This window comes from Pseudomonas sp. m6p, from assembly GCF_055760375.1.
In genome coordinates, this window is record NZ_CM147084.1 from 4,597,596 (window position 1) to 4,620,319 (window position 22,724).

A 22,724-nucleotide genomic window follows, 5' to 3' on the forward strand; every position below is an offset into this window, starting at 1 on the left:
CGTTCTACCTCAGCTTCAGGGTGGCAAGGCCGATCAGCACGAGAATCACGGTGATGATCCAGAAACGGACGATCACGCGAGGCTCGGGCCAGCCCTTGAGTTCAAAGTGGTGGTGAATCGGTGCCATGCGGAACACACGGCGCCCGGTCAGCTTGAAAGAGGCCACCTGGATAACCACCGACAGGGTTTCCATCACGAACACACCGCCCATGATGAACAGGACGATTTCCTGACGGACGATCACTGCGATGGTGCCCAGTGCCGCGCCGAGTGCCAGAGCACCGACGTCGCCCATGAACACTTGCGCCGGGTAGGTGTTGAACCAGAGAAACCCGAGCCCCGCACCGATCAACGCGCCGCAGAACACGATCAGCTCGCCTGCGCCCGGCACGTAAGGAATCAGCAGATACTCGGCGAATTTCACGTTACCCGACAGGTAGCAGAAGATGCCCAGGCCACCGCCGACCATCACGGTTGGCATGATCGCCAGACCGTCGAGGCCGTCGGTCAGGTTGACCGCGTTGCTCGAACCGACGATCACGAAGTAGGTCAGCACGATGAAACCGGCGCCCAGCGGAATGCTGTAGTCCTTGAGCATCGGCAGGATCAGCGTGGTCTCCACAGGCGTGGTGGCGGTCATATAAAGGAAGATCGCTGCGCCCAGGCCAAAGACCGACTGCCAGAAATATTTCCAGCGGCTTGGCAAGCCACGGGAGTTCTTCTCGATCACTTTGCGGTAGTCGTCGACCCAGCCAATGGCGCCGAACAGCAGAGTCACCAGCAGCACGACCCAGACGTAGCGGTTGCTCAGGTCAGCCCACAGCAGGGTGCTGACACCGATGGAAGACAGAATCAGCGCGCCGCCCATAGTCGGCGTACCCGACTTGGACAGGTGCGATTGCGGGCCGTCGTTGCGAACGGACTGGCCGATCTGACGGTTCTGCAGGGTGCGGATCATCCACGGGCCGTAGCACAGCGACAAAACCAGCGCGGTCAGCACACCGAGGATCCCGCGCAGGGTCAGGTACTGGAAGACCGCGAAGCCTTTGTAGAACTGTTGCAGATACTCCGCTAGCAGCAGCAGCATTAATGTTTCTCCAGACTGGACCCGCACAGAGCCGCAACGATGTTTTCCATCGCCGCACTGCGCGAACCCTTGATCAAAATGGTGGTGTTTGTGTCCTGCTCGGCGTCGAGGGCCTGGATCAGTTCGGCTTGCGTGCCGAAGTGATGCGCCTCTTGGCCGAATGCGTTCACGGCGTGGACCATGTTCGGCCCGACCGCGTAAAGCGCGGAAACCTTGCCCCGGGCGTATTCGCCCACGTCGCGGTGCCCCTGCTCCGCCCAGTCGCCCAACTCGCCGATATCTCCGAGCACCAGGACGGTGCGGCCGGAAAAGCCGGCGAGTATATCAACGGCAGCGCACATGGAGGTGGGGTTTGCGTTGTAAGTGTCATCGATCACGCGCATGCCGTTCTTCGCCAGTTGCGCGACGGTGCGACCCTTGACCGGTTGTACCGCGCCAAGCCCGGTGGCAATGCCGAACAGCGACACGCCCAGGGCGTGAGCGGCAGCGGCGGCAGCCATGGCGTTGGCGACGTTATGGGTGCCGAGCAGGTTCAGCTGAACGTGCTCCACACCTTCAGGTGTATGCAGGTTGAAGGCCGGGCAACCCCGGGCATCGGTGCTCAGGTCGCTGGCGTAGAAATCTGCCTGCGGATTGCTCAGGGAGAAGGTCAGCACCTTGCGTGCGCCGGCGCGGAGCTTCCAGATACCAAAGGCCTTGTCGTCGAGGTTGAGCACGGCAATACCATCTGCCGCGAGACCGTCGATGATCTCGCCCTTGGCCTCGACGATTTTTTCAGGCCCGCCGAACTCGCCAACGTGGGCAGTGCCAGCGTTGTTGAGGATCGCTACGTGCGGCTTGGTCAGCCCGACGGTGTAGGCGATTTCGCCCAGACGCGAGGCGCCCAGTTCGATCACGGCGGCAGTGTGTTCCGGCGCCAGTTCGAGCAGGGTCAGCGGCGCGCCGAGGTCGTTGTTCAGATTGCCGCGCGTCGCCAGCACCGGACCGCGGGTACGCAGGATGCTCGCGAGCATTTCCTTGACCGTGGTCTTGCCGCTGGAGCCAGTGATGGCCGCGACTGGCTGGGTGAACGCGGCACGGTTCAGCGCACCCAACTGGCCGAGGGCCTGACGGGTGTCCTTGACCAGCAGTTGCGGCAAGGTGCTGTCGGCGACTTCACGCTCGACCAGTGCCGCCACCGCGCCTTTGCCGGCGACATCGTTCAGGTAGTCATGACCGTCAAAGCGCGGGCCAGTCAGGGCAATAAACAGTTGGCCAGCGGTGATCGCACGGCTGTCGATGCTGACGCCATCGAAACTGGCGTCGCTGCTGATCAGACGTGCGTCGAGCACGTTGGTCAGTTCGCTCAATGTCAGGGCCTTAAGCATGGGCCACCTCCCACGCGGTGAGGGCATGATCGGCCTCGACCAGATCGGAGAAAGCGTGCCGCTCGCCGTTGATTTCCTGATAGTCCTCATGACCTTTGCCGGCCAGCACGATCACGTCATCGGCCGATGCAGCAGCGATCAGCTGGGCAATCGCCTGACCACGGCCGGCGACGAAGGTGACTTTATCCACAGCGGTGAAACCGGCGCGGATGTCGTCGAAAATCTGCGCCGGATCTTCGGTGCGCGGGTTGTCATCGGTGACCAGTACGCGATCGGCCAGACGCTCGACCACTTCCGCCATCAGCGGACGCTTGCCGCGATCACGATCACCGCCACAGCCGAACAGGCACAGCAACTGGCCTTTGACGTGTGGACGCAGCGCGGTCAGAACTTTTTCCAGGGCATCCGGGGTGTGGGCGTAATCGACCACCACCAGTGGCTGAGTGCCGCCACCCAGACGCTGCATGCGCCCGGCCGGGCCTTCAAGTTTCGGCAGCACCTTGAGGATTTCGTCGAGCGCGTAATCCAGACCGAGCAAAGCGCCGACCGCCGCCAGCACGTTGCTCAGGTTGAAACGACCGAGCAGCGTGCTGCGCAGGTGGTGTTCGCCCTGCGGCGTGACCAGCGTGGCTCGTACGCCGTGGTCATCGAACTGCGCTTCGCGGACATACAAATAGGCGCTGCTGTCGAGCAGGCTGTAACTGATCAAACGCGACTCGCGTTTTTCGCCGGCCAACTGCCGACCGAAATCGTCGTCGAGGTTGACCACGCGGCACTTCAGGTCATTCCAGGCGAACAGCTTGGCCTTGGCCTCGGCGTACGCCTGCATGGTGCCGTGATAATCCAGGTGGTCGCGGGACAGGTTGGTCATCACCGCGACGTCGAACGCCAATGCAGTGACCCGGCCCTGATCCAGACCATGGGACGACACTTCCATGGCCACGGCTTTGGCCCCGGCCTTTTTCAGGTCGGCCAGAGTGGCTTGCATGGCGATCGGATTCGGCGTGGTGTGCAGGCCGCTTTCCAGCGCGCCATGGAAGCCGGAACCCAGCGTACCGACGATGCCGCAATGCTGACCAAGCAGATCGAGTGCCTGCGCGACCAGTTGGGTCACGCTGGTTTTGCCATTGGTGCCGGTAACACCGATCAGGTTCAAGTGATGGCTCGGCTCGCCATAAAAGCGCCCGGCGATGTCGGACAACTGCGCCGCCAGGCCTTTGACCGGAATCAACGGCACTTCGGTGATCGGCAGCACGGTGGCGCCTTCCACTTCATACGCAACCGCAGCCGCGCCGCGCTGCAAGGCATCGGCGATGTGCGCACGGCCATCGAACTTGCCACCGGGCACAGCGAGGAACAGGTCGCCCGCGCGCACGTTGCGGCTGTCCAGCGCCAATTCACGGATCAACAGATCATGGCCGGCGTGGGGGAATATCTTGTTCAGACTCAGAGACATCAGCCGCGCCCTCCATTGGCTTTCAGCGGAACGACCGGGGTAGCGTTGGCCTGTTGGGTAGTCGGCAGGTTGTCCGGGGTTACGTTCATCAGGCGCAGGGTGCCGGACATCACACGGCTGAACACCGGCGCCGACACCAGACCACCGAAGTAACCGGCCTTGGACGGTTCATCGATCACCACCACGATGGCGTAACGCGGATCGCTCATCGGGCCGAAACCGGCGAACAGCGAGCGGTAGGAGTTTTCGGCGTAACCCTTGGTGCCCACCGACGTTTTACGCGCAGTACCCGACTTGCCGGCCACGTGATACGCCGGCACCTGCGCACGGAACACGCCGCGCGGTGCTTCGATCACTTGCTGCAGCATGCCTTGCATGGTTTTCGCGACCGCTTCCGGCAATACCTGAGTGGTCTGCGGCGGCTTGTCGGTTTTGATCAGGGTCAGCGGCGCCAGACGCCCGTTGTTGGCCAGCGCCGAGAATGCGTGCACCAGCTGGATTGCGGTCACGGAAATACCGTAGCCATAAGACAGTGTCGCGGTTTCGGCTTTGCGCCAGTCGCGGTAGTTCGGCAGGTTGCCGACGCGCTCGCCCGGAAAGCCCAGGCCGGTGTCCTGTCCGAGTCCGACTTTCTGTGCGAGACGGTAAATGGTTTCACCGCCGATATCGAACGCGACCTTACTCATGCCGACGTTACTGGAGTTGATCAGAATCCCGGTCATGTCCAGCACCGGGCCTTCGGTCTTCGAAACGTCCTTGATCGTGTACTTGCCGATCTGCAGCGAGCCCGGATACACCTCGACGGTGTCGGTCGGTTTCCAGCGACCGGACTCGATGGCGGCGCTCATCGAGATCGCTTTCATGGTCGAACCCGGTTCGAACACGTCGATCATCGCGCGGTTACGCATCATCGCCGGCTGCAGGTTGCGACGGTTGTTCGGGTTATAGGTCGGCTGGTTGACCATGGCGAGAATCTCGCCGGTCTTCACGTCCATGATCACCAGACTGCCAGCCTTGGCGCCGTTCTCGATGATCGCGTTGCGCAGCTCGCGGTTCGCCAGGTATTGCAGACGCAGGTCAATCGACAACGCCAAGGGCTTGCCGGCCTTGGCGTTCTTGGTGACCTGGACATCCTTGATCAGCCGACCGCGCCGATCCTTGATGACCTGCCGCTTGCCCGGCACCCCGGCCAGCCACTCGTCGTAGGCCAGCTCGACGCCTTCACGCCCGTGATCGTCAATGTCGGTAAAGCCGACCATGTGCGCGGTGACTTCACCGGCCGGGTAGAAGCGGCGGAATTCTTCGATGCCGTAAACGCCCGGCACTTTCAGGTCGAGCACAGCCTGGCCCTGCTCGGGGGTCAGCCCGCGCACCAGGTAAATGAATTCTTTGTTGGCCTGAGCTTCGAGACGTTCGGCCAGGGCTTTCGGATCCTGCCCCAGCGCCGCGGCCAGTGCCGGCCACTTCTCTTTGGCCGTCTGCATTTCCTTAGCGTTGGCCCACAGCGTCGTCACCGGGGTACTCACGGCCAACGGCTCGCCGTTACGGTCGGTGATCAGACCACGGTGAGCAGGAATCGGGATGTGACGGAGACTGCGCGCGTCGCCCTGCCCCTTGAGGAAGTCACGGTCAACCACTTGCAGGTCGATGATGCGCCAGCAGATCGCCGCGACCATCACGCCGAGCAGAGCCACCATCAGGCGGAAGCGCCACGGGAAGAGTGCGCCTTCGAGTTTCATCATGGCGCCACCATCTTCACGTCAGCCGCGCCCGGAATGTGCATTTTCAATTGTTCAGTGGCCAGCACTTCGATGCGGCTGTGCGCTGTCCAGGTGCTTTGCTCGAGAATCAGACGCCCCCACTCGGCCTGCGCCTTGTCGCGCACGCTGAGTTCGTTGTAAAGGGTGTTAAGCAACTGCCGGTTCCAGTGCGCGCTGTAGGACACGCCGATGGCCGACACGAGCACGCCGACAAACAGCAGCAGCATGATAAAGCTGCCGCCCGGCAGGGGCTTGGCGAAAAGCTTGCTCACCGCAACTTCTCCGCAACACGCATGACAGCGCTACGGGAACGTGGGTTGGCTTTGAGTTCGGCGTCGGAGGCCGTCTGCGCTTTGCCATGGATTTTGATTTTCGGTTCGAACGCCACGTGGCGCACGGGCAGGTTGCGCGGCAGGTTGTCGGCTTCGCCTTTGACCAGCTTGCGCATGAACAGTTTGACGATGCGGTCTTCCAGCGAGTGAAAGCTGATGACCACCAGGCGGCCGCCAATTTCAAGCGCATCCAGGGCGGCTTCGAGGCCGGCCTCCAGATCGCCCAGTTCGTTGTTGACGTGAATGCGCAAGCCCTGGAACGCGCGGGTCGCCGGGTTCTTGCCCTTCTCCCACGCTGGGTTGGCGACTTTCAAGACTTCGGCCAGATCGGCGGTGCGCTCGAACGGCTTGATGTCGCGGCGCTCGGCCACGGCACGGGCCATGCGCCCGGAGAAACGTTCTTCGCCATATTCCTTGAACACCCGGGCGATTTCTTCCACCGGCGCAGTGTTGACGAACTCGGCGGCGCTGATGCCACGGGACGGATCCATGCGCATGTCCAGCGGGCCGTCATTGAGGAAACTGAAGCCGCGCTCGGCGTCATCCAGTTGCGGCGACGACACGCCGAGATCGAGCAGGATACCGCTGACCTTGCCGCTCAGCCCTTGTTCGGCGACCACCGAACCCAGTTCGGCAAAGCTGCGCTGCACAACGACAAAGCGGCCGTCTTCGGCCGCTAGCGTTTGCCCGGTGGCAATCGCTTGAGGATCCTTGTCGAATCCGATCAGTCGGCCGTCCGGCCCGAGCTGGCTGAGGATCAGCCGACTATGCCCGCCGCGCCCGAACGTACCGTCCAGATAGCAGCCATCAGGGCGTACGGCGAGAGCCTCGACGGCTTCGTCAAGCAGTACGGTGATGTGGTTAAAGCCGCTATCAATAGTCACAGGATCAAATCACGCAGTTCGTCAGGCATGGCGCCCGGTTGTTGAATAGCAGCAAGGTCAGCGGCAGATACCGCGTTCCATGCATCCTCGTCCCACAATTGGAACTTGTTCAGTTGGCCCACCAGCATCGCTTTCTTATCAAGCTTGGCGTATTCGCGCAGACGCGGTGGAACCAGAAAACGACCACTGCCGTCGAGCTCGAGGTCGACGGCATTACCAATCAATAAACGCTGCAGGCGACGGTTCTCTTCGCGCAGCGAAGGGAGTGCACGCAACTTGGTTTCAATAATTTCCCACTCGTCGAGCGGGTAGACACACAGGCACGGATCAACGGCATCAATGGTCACGATCAACTGGCCGGAACTACGCGAAACGAGCTCGTCACGGTACCGGCTCGGCATGGCGAGACGGCCCTTAGCATCGAGACTGATAGCGTTAGCTCCGCGAAACACGTCAGCGTTTCTCCAATTTTTATCGTTTTGAGCTCAAAAAACCCACTTCATGCCACTTTCCGCCACTTGCGCACACTATAGGAATGCGCCCACCACACCGTCAAGGCGCGGATTAAAGGAAAACCCTTACAGAACGGAGATTTAGGAGCTTAAAAGGAGGGGCAACGACAATTTGGCGGATACTTTTGACCAATAACTTGATGCAGCACTGAAAGCTGCGCTCGGAAGTTAAAGTAATTTGTTAAGAGTAAGATTTTTTCGGTATTACAAAAGCGCTTCTGCTGTTGATTGAAGCAAGGTGGGAAATGGCTATTACTGCATTTGCCGCTGCCGGACTTTAGCGCAGGCCTGCCGATAATAACCAGCCCTGATGCCATTGATTCAAGCAGGGAAAGAAAAAGGTGGAGAGTCGATCTGTAAGCCGGGTTCTGTCTTGAACAGTCATTCGTCTACGATGGCCATCACTGGACATCTTTAGCAACCTACCCGGTCCCAGCGCGGGCCACGCCTTGGGACCCTATTTGGTCTTGCTCCAAGTGGGGTTTACCTAGCCACGAACTGTTGCCAGACGTGCGGTGCGCTCTTACCGCACCTTTTCACCCTTACCGGCGCCGAAGCGCTTAGGCGGTTATTTTCTGTGGCACTTTCCGTAGGCTCACGCCTCCCAGGCATTACCTGGCACTTCGCCCTATGGAGCCCGGACTTTCCTCCCCCCTCTAATTTTCATAGAGGGCAGCGACTGTCCGATCGACTCTCCGCCGCGCAGGTTAACGGCAGAGCGCCCGAAGAACAAGCGCTAATAGCCGTGAAACCCGCCTGCGCGACGGGTTACTCGCCCTTCTGCTGTTCCAGTGCGACCTGATACAGCACGTTTTTGCGCTCGCCGGTGATTTGCGCGGCCAGAGCGGCGGCTCGCTTGAGCGGCATCTCTTCGAGCAGCAGGTTGAGCACGCGCATCGCTTCGCTGCTGACGGCGTCTTCGGACTGCGGCGCAGACCAGCCCGCGACCAGCACCACGCACTCGCCGCGCTGCTGATTGCTGTCGGACTCGACAAACGCCCGCAACTCAGCCAGCGGCAAGCCTTTGAGCGTCTCGAAGGTCTTGGTGATTTCCCGGGCCAGCAACGCCTGACGCTCGCCACCGAACACCGCTTCCATGTCCTGCAGGCACTCGAGAATGCGATGCGGGGCCTCGTAGAAAATCAGCGTGCGTGGCTCTTCCTTTACCGATTCCAGGCGCGCCTTGCGCCCCGCCGACTTGGCCGGCAGGAAGCCTTCAAAAATGAACCGGTCGGAGGGCAGCCCCGCCGCCGACAGCGCTGCGATCAACGCACAGGCACCCGGCACCGGCACCACATTGATGCCCGCCGCCCGCGCCTGACGCACGAGGTGATAACCCGGATCGGAAATCAGCGGTGTCCCGGCATCAGATATCAGCGCGACGTTATCGCCTGCCAGCAAACGGGTAATAAAGCGGCTACCTTCATCACGTTCGTTATGTTCATGGCACGCGGCCAGCGGCGTGGCAATACCGAAGTGCTGCATCAAGCGCGCCGAGTGCCGCGTGTCTTCGGCGGCGATCAATGCCACTTCGCGGAGGATTTTCAGAGCCCGGGCGCTGATGTCGTCCAGGTTGCCGATGGGCGTCGCCACCACATAAAGCGAGCCAGCAGCGGAATTCAAAGGACCTGGAGCAGTCAAAGCGCACACCTCATGATCGGTAAAAGCCGGCATTGTAACGCGTCACGAGGCTTGCGATGCGTTCCGGCCGACGCCGGTTTTGCGCGCCTTTGTGCGATGCCGCAACATTTGCTTCAGCTAAATTGACGGTTTCACGCCAGTAACATCGCGCCCCGGCCAGCGCTTGGGTACAATTCCACGCTAATTTGATCGAGTATCAGGAACACTTACATGATCGCTTGCCTGCGGCTGTTCACTGCCCTCTGCCTCGCTGCCTTATTGGCGGCCTGCGCCAGCTCCCCTTCCTCCAGCCTTGGCGAACTTCCACGGACTCCGGATGCCAGCATCGAGCAACTGCTCGAACAGGCTACCCAGGCCAAGACGCCGGAAAAAGCCGCGTTGTTGCGCTTGAGCGCGGCAGACCTCGCTTATCGCCAGGGCAATGCCGGCCAGTCCGCGCAGATCCTGCAACAAGTGCCGATGGAGCAGTTGAAGCCAGGCCAGCAGATCTTTGCCAGCACCTTGTCCGCTGAGCTGGCAATGACGCGTAATCAGCCGAAAGCTGCGCTGACCGCTCTGAGCCATCCGAGCCTGCAGCACCTGAGCGAAATGCCGGAAGATCAGCAAGTTCGCACCGGCACCGTGCACGCCCGCGCACTGGAAGCCGACGGCCAGACCCTGGCAGCCGCTCGTGAGCGCATCTTCATCGCTCCAATGCTCAAAGGCGAAGCCGCGAGCAAGAACCACGAAGCCATCTGGACTTTGATCGCTTCGCTGCCGACCGATCAACTGCAACCCAACACCGCCGACGATCTCGGCGGCTGGATGGGCCTGGCCCTGGCTGTGAAAACCGCCGGCACCCTTGAACAGCAGCAAGCGGCGATCGATGCCTGGCGCGCACAGAATCCAAAGCACCCAGCAGCAATCAACCTGCCGCTGCCACTGACCAAACTCAAGGAACTGGCCAGCCAGCCCCTGAGCAAGATTGCCCTGCTGCTGCCGCAAGACGGCCCACTGGCCTCAGTCGGTAAAGCGCTGCGTGAAGGTTTCATGGCGGCGCACTATCAAGCACAACAGGCCGGTCAGAAGCCGCCCGCCATCGAGTTTTACGACAGCTCCAAACTGACCTCGATGGACGAGTTCTACCGCAAGGCCCAGGCCGATGGCGTGCAACTGGTGGTCGGCCCGCTGGAAAAACCGCTGGTCAAGCAATTGAGCACCCGTCCGCAACTGCCAATCACCACCCTCGCGCTGAATTACAGCGAAGGCGATCAAGGTCCGGCGCAACTGTTCCAGTTCGGTCTGGCGGCTGAAGATGAAGCTCGCGAAGTTTCGCGTCGCGCCCGCGCCGACGGCCTGCATCGCGCGGCGATCATGGTGCCGAAAGGCGAATGGGGCGACCGCGTATTGCGTGCGTTCAGCCAGGACTGGCAGGCCAATGGCGGCAGCATCGTTGCCACCGAACGCGTTGATCAGCCAGTGCAACTGGCCCAGCAGATCGCTGACATGTTCCAGCTGCGTCAAAGCGAAGCCCGCGCCAAGAGCCTGCAAAACGCTGCTGGCACCAATGTCGCCGCTCAGCCGTCGCGTCGCCAGGACATCGAGTTCATCTTCCTGGCAGCCACCCCGCAGCAAGCGCAGCAGATCAAGCCGACCCTGAACTTCCAGTACGCGGGTGATGTTCCTGTGTACGCAACCTCCCACGTGTACAGCGCCAGCGGCGATGTGAACCAGTACAACGACATGAACGGCGTGCGCTTCTGCGAAACCCCATGGTTGCTGGAAGCCAATGACCCGCTGCGTCAGCAAGTCACCGCGCAATGGCCGCAAGCGGCCGGCAGCCTGGGTCGCCTTTACGCCATGGGCGTCGACGCCTACCGTCTGGCGCCGCGCCTGGGTCAGCTGAAGGCGCTGCCGGACAGCCGCATCGAAGGTCAGTCGGGTAGCCTGGGCATGACCCAGACCCAACGCGTAGTGCGTCAGTTGCCATGGGCACAGTTCGTCAACGGTCAGGTTCAACGCCTGCCGGACACCCCGCGCTGATGCCCGACGGCTCGCACCTGCAAAGCGGTAAAGATGCCGAGCGCCAGGCGCTCGAGCATCTGCAACACCAGGGTCTGCGCCTGCTGGCGCAGAACTGGTCATGCAAACGGGGCGAGCTTGATCTGGTCATGCTTGATGGCGATACAGTAGTATTCGTCGAAGTCCGCTACAGAAAAAACACTCAATGGGGTGGCGCGCTCGCTAGCATCGATGAGCGCAAACGGCAGAAGCTGATTTTCGCCGCACAGCATTTCCTTCAGCGCGAGTCACGCTGGGCCGATTCCCCTTGCCGCTTCGACGTGGTGGCCATCGACAGGCACCCGGATCAGTTGAACTGGTTGCAGAATGCGTTCGATGGTTGATTCTCTGCACACCACCCCGGACACTTTCACCGACAATTTTTGCTCTTTGCTTTGCGGGCTGCACATTCACGTGCCGAACAGCCGCGCTACTTAAGGTCACACAGATGGACATGCAATCCCGAATTCGCCAGCTTTTCCAGGCCAGTATCGACACCAAGCAACAGGCGATGGACGTACTTGCACCGCACATCGAGCAAGCCAGCCAGATCATGGTCAACGCCCTGCTCAACGAAGGCAAAATGCTTTCGTGCGGCAACGGCGGCTCTGCCGGCGACGCCCAGCACTTCTCCTCCGAGCTGCTCAACCGCTTCGAGCGTGAACGCCCGAGCCTGCCGGCCATCGCTCTGACCACCGACAGCTCGACCATCACCTCGATCGCCAACGACTATAGCTACAACGAAGTGTTCTCCAAGCAGATCCGCGCACTGGGTCAACCCGGCGACGTATTGCTGGCGATTTCGACCAGCGGCAACTCCGCAAACATTATTCAAGCGATCCAGGCCGCACATGATCGCGAAATGGTTGTCGTAGCTTTGACTGGCCGCGATGGCGGCGGCATGGCTTCACTGCTGCTGCCTGAAGATGTCGAGATTCGCGTACCGGCCCATGTCACTGCACGTATTCAGGAAGTCCATCTGCTGGCGATCCATTGCCTCTGCGATCTGATCGACAGCCAACTGTTCGGGAGTGAAGAATGACCCCTAATCGCCTTGGCCTTCTGGCCTTGACCCTGTGCCTCGGCATCAGCGGCTGCACCTCGGTGGTGAATGCCAGCCGTGAAGCGCCGATTGAAGACGACCGCGGCACCCGAACCTTCGGCAGTAAAATCGACGACTCGCTGATCGAAACCAAAGTCGGCGTCAACGTGGCCAAGGCCGACCCAGGCCTGGACAAGGATTCACATATCGTCGTCACCAGCTTCAACGGCGTGGTCCTGCTTGCCGGCCAGACGCCGCGCGAAGACCTCAAGGCCAAGGCCGAACAGGCCGCCGCCAACGTGCAGCGCGTGAAGAAAGTGCACAACGAACTGCAAGTGATTGCACCTTCAAGCTTCCTCGCTCGCCAGAACGACGCCTGGCTGACCACCAAGATCAAGACCCAGATGCTGACCGACGCCAGCATTCCCGGCTCGCGCATCAAGGTCGTGACCGAGAACGGTATCGTTTACCTGCTGGGCCTGCTGACCAAACAGGAAGCACAACAGGCGACCAATCTGGTGCAAGGCGTTGCCGGCGTGCAGAAGATCGTGAAGCTGTTCGAATACATCGATTGATCTGCACTTCTGTAGGAGCTGCCGAGTGAAACGAGGCTGCGATCTTTTGATCGTCAAAAACAAGATCAAAAGATCGTCCGAACGCGGCCCGAGCCTTCGGTAGCTCCTACGTAATAAAAAAGGCGACCCTCTCGGGTCGCCTTTTTTATTACTTCACCACTTTCAAACTTGGCCGGCCACTTGGGCGCGGCGGCTCGCTGTCGGGTGGCGGCAAATCGTCATCAGGCTCGACATCGTCTTCGTCATCCATCGGCGACTCGAGATCGAACACCATGCCCTGACCGTTTTCCCGGGCATAAATACCCAGAATTGCACTGATCGGCACATAGAGACTGTGCGGAACGCCACCGAAGCGACCCTCGAAGGTCACCACGTCGTTGTCCATGTGCAAGTGCCGCACGGCACTGGGCGAAATGTTCAGGACAATCTGCCCGTCGCTGGCGAAACCTTGCGGCACCTGCACTGCCGGGTATTCGGAATTGACCAGCATGTGCGGGGTGCAATCGTTATCCACAATCCACTCGTAGAGCGCGCGGACCAGATAAGGTCGACTGGAGTTCATAGCGGCTCCTTAAGCCTTAGCGCATATCGCGTTCGACGCCAGACAGACTCGCCTGGAAAGCCTCACGCGCAAACTGGCGCTCCATATAATCAAGCAGCGGCTTGGCCGGCCGCGGCAGTTCAATACCCAGAATCGGCAAACGCCAGAGTATTGGCAATAGGCAGCAATCCACCAGACTTTGTTCCTCACTGAGGAAAAACGGCTTGTCGGCAAACAGTGGCGACACGCCCGTCAGGCTTTCACGCAATTCCTTGCGCGCCACGACACGCGCGGCTTCCTTGGTTTTCGGATCCAGGATCAGATCCACCAGACCACACCAGTCGCGCTGAATACGGTGAATCAGCAGACGGCTGTTGGCACGCGCCACCGGGTAAACCGGCATCAGTGGCGGATGCGGGTAACGCTCATCCAGATATTCCATCACCACGGTCGACTCCCACAACGCCAGGTCGCGATCGACCAGTGTCGGGAGACTGCCGTAAGGGTTCACCTCAATCAGTTTAGGCGGCTGGCGGCCAGCTTCCACGTAAATGATTTCGGCGCTGACACCCTTCTCTGCAAGCACGATGCGCACTCGGTGGGAATAGTGGTCGGCGGGGTCGGAGTAACAGGCCAACCGATTGGTCACGCCCATGGCGATCCTCCTCGCTTGTTGAAATGATTGGAACCGGAAAAACGCGCGCGCCCAGAGGGCGCCTCCCGCAATGCCTGGCGAACCAGACATTGCGTTATCGGAGGCACCCTTGGGCGCGCGCGATTAACAGCAATGCTTGAAGCGTATCAGTGCACGTCTTTCCAGTATTCACGCTTGAGCAGGTAGGCGAACACAAAGAAGAACGCCAGGTACAGCAAGACGTATGTACCGATGCGCTGATGTTGCAGCTTAACCGGGTTAGCCGAGTAAGCCAGGAAGGTTACCAGATTCTTGACCTTCTCATCGAACTGCTCTTCGTTCAGAGCACCGGTTTTCGGCACGATGGTCAACTGATCGCACGCTTCATGGGTCAGCGGCGTACCGGTCAGCGGATCGTATTGCTTCTTGCCGTCCTCGACGATTTGCACTTGCTTGCAGCCCACCACCTGACGACCTTGCAGGCCGACCAGCACGTTAGGCATGCCGACGTTCGGGAAGACCTTGTTGTTCACGCCCCAAGGGCGCGCCGGATCTTCGTAGAACGAGCGCAGATAACCGTAGAGCCAGTCGGTGCCACGCACACGCGCCACCAGGGTCAGGTCCGGCGGTGCCGCACCGAACCAGGTCTTGGCGTCTGCCGGCTGCATGCCGATGCTCATGTGGTCGCCGATCTTGGCGCCAGTAAACACCAGCTTCTCGAGCATCATGTCGTGGGGAATGCCGAGATCATCGGCCACCCGTTCGTAACGCTGGAACTTGGCACTGTGGCAACCCATGCAATAGTTGGCAAAGGTGCGCGCACCGTCCTGCAGGGCAGCTTTATCGGACACGTCGATGTCGACTTTTTCCAGCTCCGGACCACCGTGTTCGGCGGCGAAAGACAGCACAGGCAGCGCAGCAAAAATCAGAGCAAAAAATAACTTTTTCATCAGCCAGTCACCCTTTCCGGAACCGGTTTGGTCTTCTCGAGCCTGGTGTAGAACGGCATCAGAATGAAGTAGGCGAAGTACAGGAAGGTGCAGATCTGCGACACCAGCGTGCGCTCGGGCGTCGGGGCCAGTACGCCCAGAATGCCGAGGATCACGAAGGAAATGCAGAACACCAGCAGCCAGATTTTGCTCATCCAGCCCTTGTAGCGCATCGATTTGACCGGACTGCGGTCCAGCCACGGCAGCACGAACAGCATGGCAATCGAGGCCCCCATGGCGATCACGCCCATGAGCTTGTCCGGGATCGCACGCAAGATCGCGTAGAACGGCGTGAAGTACCAGACCGGCGCAATGTGCTCAGGCGTCTTGAACGGGTTGGCTTGCTCAAAGTTCGGCTTTTCGAGGAAGTAACCGCCCATTTCCGGGAAGAAGAACACGATAAAGCAGAAGATGAACAGGAACACCACCACGCCGACGATGTCTTTCACGGTGTAGTACGGGTGGAAGGCAATGCCGTCCAGCGGGACACCGTTTTCGTCTTTGTGCTTCTTGATGTCGACGCCATCCGGGTTGTTCGAACCGACTTCGTGCAGCGCCAGAATGTGCAACACCACCAGACCGAGAATCACGATCGGCAGCGCCACGACGTGCAGTGCGAAGAAGCGGTTCAGAGTGATTCCGGAGATCAGGTAGTCACCACGAATCCACTGGGTCAGGTCGTTGCCGATGACCGGAATCGCACCGAACAGCGAGATGATCACCTGGGCACCCCAGTAGGACATCTGCCCCCAAGGCAGCAGATAACCCATGAAGGCCTCAGCCATCAGCGCCAGGTAGATCAGCATGCCGAACACCCAGACGAGCTCACGAGGTTTCTGGTACGAACCGTAGAGCAGGCCCCGGAACATGTGCAGATAAACCACAATGAAGAACGCCGAAGCGCCGGTGGAGTGCAGCAGACGCAGGATCGAGCCGTACTCGACGTCGCGCATGATGTACTCGACGGAAGCGAACGCCTCTTCTGCCGACGGGGTGTAGCTCATCGTCAGCCAGACACCGGTGACGATCTGGTTGACCAGCACCAACAGTGCCAGCGAGCCGAAGAAATAGAAGAAGTTGAAGTTTTTTGGCGCGTAATACTTGCTGAGATGGTCTTCCCACATTTTGGTCGCCGGGAAGCGCGCATCCACCCAATCCATGAACTTGCTCATCACGCTTTCTCCGTATCGACGCCAATGACAATCAGGTCATCGGTCTCATAGGAATGCGGGGGAACTGGCAGGTTCAAAGGCGCGGGTTGCGACTTGTAGACGCGGCCAGCCAGATCGTAGTGGGAACCGTGGCAAGGGCAGAAATAGCCGCCGACCCAGTCTTTACCCAAGTCCGCAGGCGCCACTTCGGGACGGAAGGTGGGAGAGCAACCCAGGTGAGTGCAGATCCCGATCAGCAGCAGGATTTCCGGCTTGATCGAGCGCACTTCAGGATCGACATAAGTAGGTTGCGTGGAGTTTTTGGAAGTCGGATCGGAGAGCTGGCCCTCGATCTTCTTGAGATTCCCCAGGATTTCCGCAGTACGGCGGACAATGAACACCGGCTGGCCGCGCCATTCGGCAATCATCTGCTGTCCTGGCTCGATCTTGCTGACATTCACTTTCACCGGTGCACCGGCGGCTTTCGCCTTGGCACTGGGAAACCATGACCCCACGAACGGGACCGCAGCCCCCACCGCTCCTGCAGCACCCACCACGGATGTGGCTGCTACCAAGAAGCGACGCCGGCCTGCATTCACGCCGTCATTGCTCATTCAGTCCTCTCCCATCAGCTTTGTGGCCTGTTAAATCAGGCATCTACTAAATAAATCAATGTTACTTATAAAAATTTTGCCGAGATGGTAATGAAAAGCCCCAATTCTGACAAGGGAATTACCCGGGGCTCCCACCCTCAAGCCTTGTAGTATAGGGGGTCTACGAATGTGGCAAGTTGTCACAGCGCAATTCTTTAATAAATCGCAGGCATAAAAAAACGCCCGGTTCCGCGAGGAATCGGGCGTTCTTTTTTGAACGTGGAAACGAATTAACGCTTCGAGTACTGCGGACGCTTACGCGCTTTACGCAGACCAACTTTCTTACGTTCAACTTCACGGGCGTCGCGAGTAACGAAGCCAGCTTTGCGCAGAGCGCTACGCAGGGTTTCGTCGTAGTCCATCAGAGCGCGAGTGATGCCGTGGCGGATTGCGCCAGCCTGACCACTTACACCACCACCAATGACAGTGACGTAGATGTCGAACTTCTCGACAGTCTCGGTCAGTTCCAGCGGCTGACGAACTACCATGCGGGCAGTTTCGCGGCCGAAGAACGAGTCCAGGGAGCGGTTGTTGATGGAGATGTTACCAGTACCCGGACGCAGGAAAACGCGTGCGGTTGCGGTCTTGCGACGGCCAGTGCCGTAATTTTGAGTCGCCGACATAATGAACTATTCCGTTAAATCTTCAGTTCTTGGGGCTGCTGAGCAGTATGAGGGTGTGCAGCGCCCGCATAGACTTTCAGCTTACGGTACATGTCACGACCCAGCGGGTTCTTAGGCAGCATGCCTTTAACCGCGGTCTCGATCACGCGCTCAGGGGCCTTGGCGATCAGCTTTTCAAAGTTGATCGACTTGATGCCGCCCGGGAAACCGGAGTGGGAGTAGTACATTTTGTCAGTGGTTTTAGCGCCGGTTACACGGATCTGCTCGGCGTTGATTACGACGATGTAGTCGCCGGTGTCAACGTGAGGAGTGTACTCAGGCTTGTGCTTGCCACGCAGACGGCTCGCGATTTCGGTGGCCAGACGACCCAGGGTCTGACCAGCAGCGTCGACGACAAACCAGTCGCGCTTTACTGTTTCCGGTTTAGCAGTAAAAGTTTTCATTCTTTATAGCCTCAGGGGCCGCCTGTAAATAAGACGGCGGATCTTACTGAATAGTGCGTACTTTGACAAGTCAAAGGCAGCCGGATACAGACGCTTTCGGGGGCTCGGGTCGGCGCGTCCGTTCAACGGCAAGATTCTTCGGCGGCGGCGCATCACTTCCACTGCAGAAAGAGGTCGGCAATTATGCAGATTGCGAAAAAAATTTCAACCTGCTTTTATGCTTGTTTTGCCCAAGGAGCACCCGATGGACTATCGCCAGCTAGGCCGTACCGACCTGAACGTGAGTGCAATCTGCCTCGGCACCATGACCTGGGGCGAGCAAAACACTGAAGCTGAAGCCTTCGCCCAGATCGAGCGGGCCAAGGAAGCCGGGATCAATTTCATCGACACCGCCGAGATGTACCCGGTGCCGCCGAAAGCCGAAACCTACGCCACCACCGAGCGCTACATCGGCAATTATTTCAAAAGCCGTGGTGATCGTGCCGACTGGATCCTCGCCAGCAAGATCGCCGGCCCCGGCAACACCATCGACTACATCCGCGACAAAAACCTGCGCCACAACCGCCAGCACATCACTGAAGCGGTGGATGCCAGCCTCAAGCGCCTGCAGACCGATTACATCGACCTCTACCAGTTGCACTGGCCGGAGCGCAGCACCAACTTTTTCGGACAACTGGGCTACAAACACAAGATCGAAGCCAACCTGACGCCGCTTGAAGACACCCTCGAAGCCCTCGATGAGCAAGTGAAGGCCGGCAAGATCCGCCACATCGGCCTGTCCAACGAGACGCCGTGGGGCACCATGCGCTTCCTTGCCCTGGCCGAAGCCCGGGGCTGGCCGCGCGCGGTGTCGATCCAGAATCCGTATAACCTGCTCAACCGCAGCTTTGAAATCGGCCTGGCGGAAATCGCCATCCGCGAACAGTGCGGCCTGCTCGCCTACTCGCCGCTGGCATTCGGTTTCCTGTCCGGCAAGTACGAAGGCGGCGCGCGTCCGCCGAAAGGTCGCCTGAGCCTCTACAGCCGCTTCAGCCGCTATTTCAACGCGCAATCGGAAGCGGCCTGCAGCCGTTACGTGGCCCTGGCCCGTGAACACGGTCTTGATCCGGCGCAGATGGCCCTTGCATTCGTCACCCAGCAACCGTTCGTCACCAGCAACATCATTGGCGCCACGACGCTGGAGCAACTGGACAGCAACATTGCCAGTTTTGATCTGAAGCTTTCCGATGAGGTGCTGGCGGGGATTGAGGCGATCCACAAGGATCATCCGAACCCGGCGCCTTGATCGGCCGTTAAAAGCTTCGCGAGCAGGCTCGCTCCCACAGGTACAGCGTGATCCTTGTGGGAGCGAGCCTGCTCGCGAAGGGGCCCGTCAATTCACTGCAGAACTCACAGCGACCGCGCAATGATCTCCTTCATGATTTCATTGGTACCGGCATAGATCCGCTGCACCCGTGCATCCGCCCACGCCCGAGCCACCGGGTACTCCCACATGAAGCCGTAGCCGCCATGCAACTGCACGCACTCGTCGAGCACCTTGCATTGCAGGTCCGTGCCCCAGTATTTGGCCATCGCAGCCGTCGGCACATCGAGCTTGCCCTGCAGATGCAGTTCCAGGCACTTGTCGACAAATACTCGGCCGATCTGAATCTCGGTAGCCATTTCCGCCAGTTTGAAGCGGGTGTTCTGGAAGTCGGCAATCGCCTTGCCGAACGCCTTGCGATCACGGGTGTAATCCAGCGTCCATTGCAGTGCCGCTTCGGCTGAGGCCAGACCACCAATCGCCACGGTCAGACGCTCCTGCGGCAATTCCTGCATCAAATAGGCAAACCCCGCTCCGGCCTGACCCAGCAGATTTTCCTTGGGGACACGTACGTCCTGGAAGAACAATTCCGACGTGTCCTGCGCCTTCATTCCGACCTTCTCCAGGCGTTTGCCCTTCTCGAAGCCCGGCGTATTCGCCTCTACCACAAACAGGCTGGTGCCTTTGGCGCCGGCCTTGGGATCGGTTTTGGCGACCACGATCACCAAATCAGCGAGAAAGCCGTTGGTGATGAAGGTCTTGGAGCCGTTGATCACGTACTCGTCGCCGTCCAGCACTGCGGTGGTCTTGACCCCTTGCAGGTCGGAACCGGCACCCGGCTCGGTCATCGCAATCGCGCTGACCATCTCGCCCGAGACCAGTTTCGGCAGGTATTTTTGCTTCAGCGCTTCACTGCCGTAATGCAGGATGTATGGCGCAACGATGTCCGAATGCAACGAGAAACCGATCCCGGTCAGACCCAGACGACCGACCTCTTCGATTACCACTGCGCTGTACAGAAAGTCCGCGCCCAGGCCGCCGTACTCTTCCGGAAGGTGCGAGCAGAGCATCCCCGCCTCCCCCGCCTTGTTCCACAGTTTGCGGTCGATGTGGCCTTGTTTCTCCCATTGCGCATGGAACGGCACGGCCTCTTTTTCGAGGAAGGTTCGTACGCTGTCGCGGAACAATTCGTGCTCGGAGCTGAACAAGGTTCTGGGGATCATGCGGCACCTTTCATTGTTGTTGGAGGAATATGGCCTTCAGAGACTAAGCCTCACCTCCGACACAGGACACTGGACACATCCGACAAAAAATAAGACGATCCAGCCGTCTGGTGACCACTTTCCCTTATAAAAACAAAACAAAAGTTGAATTATGTCCAAGCAAGTCTCCACGCCCTTGCGGCGCGTCAGCATCCTGGCAATCGACCGGGTTTTCGCATCCACTCTCATGCAGGCCAAGGATTTCTTTCATTTGGCCAGCCTGCGTTACGGCAAACAACTGGGCCACGGCCTGACACCGGCGTTTGAAACCCGCTTGGTCAGCCCCGACGGCAAACCAGTGAACAGTTTCAGTGACGTGATGATGCCGGTGGACGGCGGCCTGGAAAACGCCGACGTCATCATCCTCCCGGCGTTCTGGGACGATTTCGATACGCTGTGCAGCCGTTATCCACAGATCCTGCCGTGGCTGCGCGAGCAGCACGCCCGTGGCGCCGTGCTCTGCGGCGAAGCCACCGGGGTATTCTGGCTGGCCGAGGCCGGGCTGCTCAACGGTAAGGAAGCGACCACTTACTGGCGCTTCTTCAATGCCTTTGCCGAGCGCTTTCCCAAGGTGTACCTCAATCAGGACAAGCACCTGACCGACGCCGACAACCTGTATTGCGCCGGCGGTACCACTTCGGCCTGCGACCTGTATATCTACCTGATCGAACGCTTCTGCGGCGCCAACGTGGCGCAAGCCGTGGCCCGCGACATTCTGTATGAAGTGCAGCGCAGTTATTCGCCGGGACGTATCGGTTTCGGCGGGCAGAAACTGCACCAGGACGTGATCATCCTGCAGATCCAGCACTGGCTCGAAGAGCATTTCGCCGACAAGTTCCGCTTCGAAGACGTGGCCCGCGAGCACGGCATGAGCATCCGCAACTTCATGCGCCGCTTCCAGACCGCGACTGGCGACAAGCCGCTGCACTACCTGCAACGCCTGCGCATCGAGACTGCCAAAGGTCTGTTGTCGGGCAGCCGCAAGAGCATCAAGACCATCAGTTATGAGGTCGGCTACGACGATGCGAGCTTCTTTGCGCGGCTGTTCCGCCAGCACACCGAGTTGTCGCCGAACCAGTATCGGCAGCAGTTTCAGCAGGCTGCATAGCTTTTGAACGACACAAGGCCTCCTGTGGGAGCGAGCTTGCTCGCGAAGGCGGTGCGTCAGCCAGTGTTTGTATTGCTGACACACCGCTTTCGCGAGCAAGCTCGCTCCCACAGGGTTCGAGGTGAATTTCGATACAAAAAGGGCCTGCAATTGCAGGCCCTTTTTGTATGCCGAATCTGTTTAAGGCTTGTGCGCCCGGGACAGGAATTCGTGCGATTGCATCTCCAGCAGACGGCTCAGCGTACGCTGAAATTCGAACGTCAGGCGCCCGCCGGTGTACAGGTCTTTCAGCTCGACTTCGGCAGAAATGATCAGCTTGACGTTACGGTCGTAGAATTCGTCGACCATGTTGATGAAGCGTCGGGCGATGTCGTCAGTGGTGACGCTCATCTGTTCGACGCCACTGAGCAGCACCGCGTGGAAGATCTTGCCCAGCTCGATGTAGTCGTTCTGGCTGCGCGGGCCGTCGCACAGTTCACGGAAGTCGAACCAGGCCACGTCGTCACAGGTGCGCAGGGCACGGATTTCGCGGTTCTCAATGATCAGCACATCGTTTTCCACCGCCGCCGTGCATTCCGGCGTCAACGCCTTGAAGCTCTTGCGCAGGCTTTCGTGCGCCGCTTCGTCCAGCGGATAGTGGAACAGCTCCGCTTGTTCGAGATGGCGCAGTCGATAGTCAACGCCGCTGTCGACGTTGACGATTTCGGTGTTCTGCTTGATCAGCGCAATGGCCGGCAAGAAACGCGCGCGCTGCAGGCCGTCCTTGTACAGGCCGTCCGGAACGATGTTCGAGGTCGCGACCAGGGTCACGCCGTTCTTGAACAGCTCTTCCATCAGCGTGCCGAGGATCATCGCGTCGGTGATGTCCGAGACGAAGAATTCATCGAAGCAGATCACTCGCGACTCGGTCGCAAAGCGCTTGGCGATGATGGTCAGCGGGTTTTTCTCGCCGCCGAGGGTTTTCATCTCTTCGTGCACGCGCTTCATGAAGCGGTGGAAGTGAGTGCGGGTCTTTTCCTTGAACGGCAGCGCTTCGAAGAAGGTGTCGACCAGGTAAGTCTTGCCGCGCCCCACGCCGCCCCAGAAGTACAGGCCCTTGACCGGCGTCTGATCCTTCTTGCCAAACAGCTTGCCCAGCAAACCCGGCTTGTTCTGCTCGGCCGCGATCAGATCGTCGTACAGGCGCTGCAGATGACGCACGGCAGTTTCCTGCGCGGCGTCATGGAAGAAGTCCGGGCGTTTCAGATCAGCTTGGTATCGTTCTAGGGGCGTCATAATTCGTTAGCAAGGCAACAAAAACGGGCCGTCACTGTAGCGACGG

General features: G+C 59.6%; 23 protein-coding genes and 1 other RNA gene. 6 read left to right on the plus strand and 18 right to left on the minus strand.

Translation table 11 applies throughout. From position 1 onward, the window contains the following. Nucleotides 1–4: 4 nt before the first annotated feature. The 9 genes from mraY to rsmI form a co-directional block, all read right to left on the minus strand. Nucleotides 5–1,087, minus strand: a complete 1,083-nt coding sequence (gene mraY, locus ACYZUM_RS20850) for a phospho-N-acetylmuramoyl-pentapeptide-transferase (protein WP_025109289.1) — start codon at nucleotides 1,085–1,087, stop codon at nucleotides 5–7. Continuing rightward, the gene (locus ACYZUM_RS20855; RefSeq protein ID WP_047296421.1) at nucleotides 1,087–2,454 is read right to left on the minus strand and encodes a UDP-N-acetylmuramoyl-tripeptide--D-alanyl-D-alanine ligase; all 1,368 of its coding nucleotides are present in this window, start codon (nucleotides 2,452–2,454) and stop codon (nucleotides 1,087–1,089) included. The genes mraY and ACYZUM_RS20855 overlap by 1 nt, the downstream gene beginning before the upstream one ends. Next, complete coding sequence (locus ACYZUM_RS20860; RefSeq protein WP_047296423.1) at nucleotides 2,447–3,910, minus strand: UDP-N-acetylmuramoyl-L-alanyl-D-glutamate--2,6-diaminopimelate ligase; 1,464 nt, start codon at nucleotides 3,908–3,910, stop codon at nucleotides 2,447–2,449. Before ACYZUM_RS20860 ends, ACYZUM_RS20855 begins: the two co-directional genes overlap by 8 nt. Then, nucleotides 3,910–5,649, minus strand: a complete 1,740-nt coding sequence (locus ACYZUM_RS20865; RefSeq protein WP_174376919.1) for a peptidoglycan D,D-transpeptidase FtsI family protein — start codon at nucleotides 5,647–5,649, stop codon at nucleotides 3,910–3,912. The genes ACYZUM_RS20860 and ACYZUM_RS20865 overlap by 1 nt, the downstream gene beginning before the upstream one ends. Then, entirely contained in the window at nucleotides 5,649–5,942 is a 294-nt protein-coding gene (ftsL, locus tag ACYZUM_RS20870) for a cell division protein FtsL (RefSeq protein ID WP_041073157.1), read from the minus strand. The genes ACYZUM_RS20865 and ftsL overlap by 1 nt, the downstream gene beginning before the upstream one ends. Then, the gene (gene rsmH / locus ACYZUM_RS20875) at nucleotides 5,939–6,886 is read right to left on the minus strand and encodes a 16S rRNA (cytosine(1402)-N(4))-methyltransferase RsmH (RefSeq protein WP_430292253.1); all 948 of its coding nucleotides are present in this window, start codon (nucleotides 6,884–6,886) and stop codon (nucleotides 5,939–5,941) included. Before rsmH ends, ftsL begins: the two co-directional genes overlap by 4 nt. After that, nucleotides 6,883–7,338 (minus strand): division/cell wall cluster transcriptional repressor MraZ, encoded by a 456-nt coding sequence (mraZ, locus tag ACYZUM_RS20880; protein ID WP_003228026.1) that lies wholly within the window; start codon nucleotides 7,336–7,338, stop codon nucleotides 6,883–6,885. Before mraZ ends, rsmH begins: the two co-directional genes overlap by 4 nt. A 401-nt stretch (nucleotides 7,339–7,739) precedes the next feature. Then, nucleotides 7,740–8,093, minus strand: an RNA gene (rnpB, locus tag ACYZUM_RS20885) — RNase P RNA component class A. 73 nt (nucleotides 8,094–8,166) lie between these two features. Next, nucleotides 8,167–9,072 carry a 16S rRNA (cytidine(1402)-2'-O)-methyltransferase gene (rsmI, locus tag ACYZUM_RS20890; protein ID WP_086791633.1) on the minus strand — a complete coding sequence of 302 codons (906 nt, stop codon included), beginning with the start codon at nucleotides 9,070–9,072 and terminating at the stop codon, nucleotides 8,167–8,169. Between the two features lie 177 nt (nucleotides 9,073–9,249). Here rsmI and ACYZUM_RS20895 point away from each other — a divergent pair, with 177 nt between their 5' ends. The 4 genes from ACYZUM_RS20895 (at nucleotide 9,250) to ACYZUM_RS20910 (ending at nucleotide 12,696) form a co-directional block, all read left to right on the plus strand. Further along, nucleotides 9,250–11,061: a penicillin-binding protein activator gene (locus ACYZUM_RS20895; RefSeq protein ID WP_041073162.1), complete on the plus strand. Its 1,812-nt coding sequence runs from the start codon at nucleotides 9,250–9,252 to the stop codon at nucleotides 11,059–11,061. Continuing rightward, nucleotides 11,061–11,423: a YraN family protein gene (locus tag ACYZUM_RS20900; RefSeq protein ID WP_041073170.1), complete on the plus strand. Its 363-nt coding sequence runs from the start codon at nucleotides 11,061–11,063 to the stop codon at nucleotides 11,421–11,423. The genes ACYZUM_RS20895 and ACYZUM_RS20900 overlap by 1 nt, the downstream gene beginning before the upstream one ends. 104 nt (nucleotides 11,424–11,527) lie before the next feature. Then, nucleotides 11,528–12,121 carry a phosphoheptose isomerase gene (locus ACYZUM_RS20905; protein ID WP_025109297.1) on the plus strand — a complete coding sequence of 198 codons (594 nt, stop codon included), beginning with the start codon at nucleotides 11,528–11,530 and terminating at the stop codon, nucleotides 12,119–12,121. Next, nucleotides 12,118–12,696 carry a BON domain-containing protein gene (locus ACYZUM_RS20910; protein ID WP_041073173.1) on the plus strand — a complete coding sequence of 193 codons (579 nt, stop codon included), beginning with the start codon at nucleotides 12,118–12,120 and terminating at the stop codon, nucleotides 12,694–12,696. Before ACYZUM_RS20905 ends, ACYZUM_RS20910 begins: the two co-directional genes overlap by 4 nt. 148 nt (nucleotides 12,697–12,844) lie before the next feature. Here the strand turns inward: ACYZUM_RS20910 and ACYZUM_RS20915 are convergent, their stop codons facing one another. From ACYZUM_RS20915 to rplM, 7 genes are all read right to left on the minus strand, one after another. After that, nucleotides 12,845–13,258, minus strand: coding sequence for a ClpXP protease specificity-enhancing factor (locus tag ACYZUM_RS20915; RefSeq protein ID WP_473061168.1), 414 nt, complete (start codon nucleotides 13,256–13,258; stop codon nucleotides 12,845–12,847). Nucleotides 13,259–13,274: 16 nt separating this feature from the next. Continuing rightward, nucleotides 13,275–13,892, minus strand: a complete 618-nt coding sequence (locus ACYZUM_RS20920; RefSeq protein WP_003228048.1) for a glutathione S-transferase N-terminal domain-containing protein — start codon at nucleotides 13,890–13,892, stop codon at nucleotides 13,275–13,277. Between the two features lie 146 nt (nucleotides 13,893–14,038). Further along, nucleotides 14,039–14,821: a cytochrome c1 gene (locus ACYZUM_RS20925; protein WP_222018424.1), complete on the minus strand. Its 783-nt coding sequence runs from the start codon at nucleotides 14,819–14,821 to the stop codon at nucleotides 14,039–14,041. Beyond that, nucleotides 14,821–16,032: a cytochrome b gene (locus ACYZUM_RS20930; protein WP_041073175.1), complete on the minus strand. Its 1,212-nt coding sequence runs from the start codon at nucleotides 16,030–16,032 to the stop codon at nucleotides 14,821–14,823. Before ACYZUM_RS20930 ends, ACYZUM_RS20925 begins: the two co-directional genes overlap by 1 nt. Beyond that, nucleotides 16,032–16,625, minus strand: a complete 594-nt coding sequence (petA, locus tag ACYZUM_RS20935) for a ubiquinol-cytochrome c reductase iron-sulfur subunit (RefSeq protein WP_003228055.1) — start codon at nucleotides 16,623–16,625, stop codon at nucleotides 16,032–16,034. The genes ACYZUM_RS20930 and petA overlap by 1 nt, the downstream gene beginning before the upstream one ends. A gap of 269 nt (nucleotides 16,626–16,894) precedes the next feature. Further along, nucleotides 16,895–17,287 (minus strand): 30S ribosomal protein S9, encoded by a 393-nt coding sequence (gene rpsI, locus ACYZUM_RS20940; protein WP_007961615.1) that lies wholly within the window; start codon nucleotides 17,285–17,287, stop codon nucleotides 16,895–16,897. 14 nt (nucleotides 17,288–17,301) lie between these two features. Continuing rightward, entirely contained in the window at nucleotides 17,302–17,730 is a 429-nt protein-coding gene (rplM, locus tag ACYZUM_RS20945; protein WP_003228062.1) for a 50S ribosomal protein L13, read from the minus strand. 244 nt (nucleotides 17,731–17,974) lie between these two features. Here rplM and ACYZUM_RS20950 point away from each other — a divergent pair, with 244 nt between their 5' ends. Continuing rightward, a complete protein-coding gene (locus ACYZUM_RS20950) occupies nucleotides 17,975–19,015 on the plus strand; it encodes an NADP(H)-dependent aldo-keto reductase (RefSeq protein ID WP_041073179.1) in 1,041 nt (346 codons plus the stop codon). Nucleotides 19,016–19,119: 104 nt separating this feature from the next. Here the strand turns inward: ACYZUM_RS20950 and ACYZUM_RS20955 are convergent, their stop codons facing one another. After that, on the minus strand, nucleotides 19,120–20,256 hold the full coding sequence (locus ACYZUM_RS20955) for an acyl-CoA dehydrogenase family protein (RefSeq protein ID WP_108183751.1): 1,137 nt from the start codon (nucleotides 20,254–20,256) through the stop codon (nucleotides 19,120–19,122). A 250-nt stretch (nucleotides 20,257–20,506) separates the two neighbouring features. Between ACYZUM_RS20955 and ACYZUM_RS20960 the strand changes: the two genes are divergently transcribed. Beyond that, nucleotides 20,507–21,403, plus strand: a complete 897-nt coding sequence (locus ACYZUM_RS20960) for a GlxA family transcriptional regulator (protein ID WP_174376918.1) — start codon at nucleotides 20,507–20,509, stop codon at nucleotides 21,401–21,403. Between the two features lie 180 nt (nucleotides 21,404–21,583). Here ACYZUM_RS20960 and zapE read toward each other — a convergent pair whose 3' ends face one another. After that, nucleotides 21,584–22,678, minus strand: a complete 1,095-nt coding sequence (gene zapE / locus ACYZUM_RS20965; protein WP_041074841.1) for a cell division protein ZapE — start codon at nucleotides 22,676–22,678, stop codon at nucleotides 21,584–21,586. Nucleotides 22,679–22,724 lie beyond the last annotated feature (46 nt).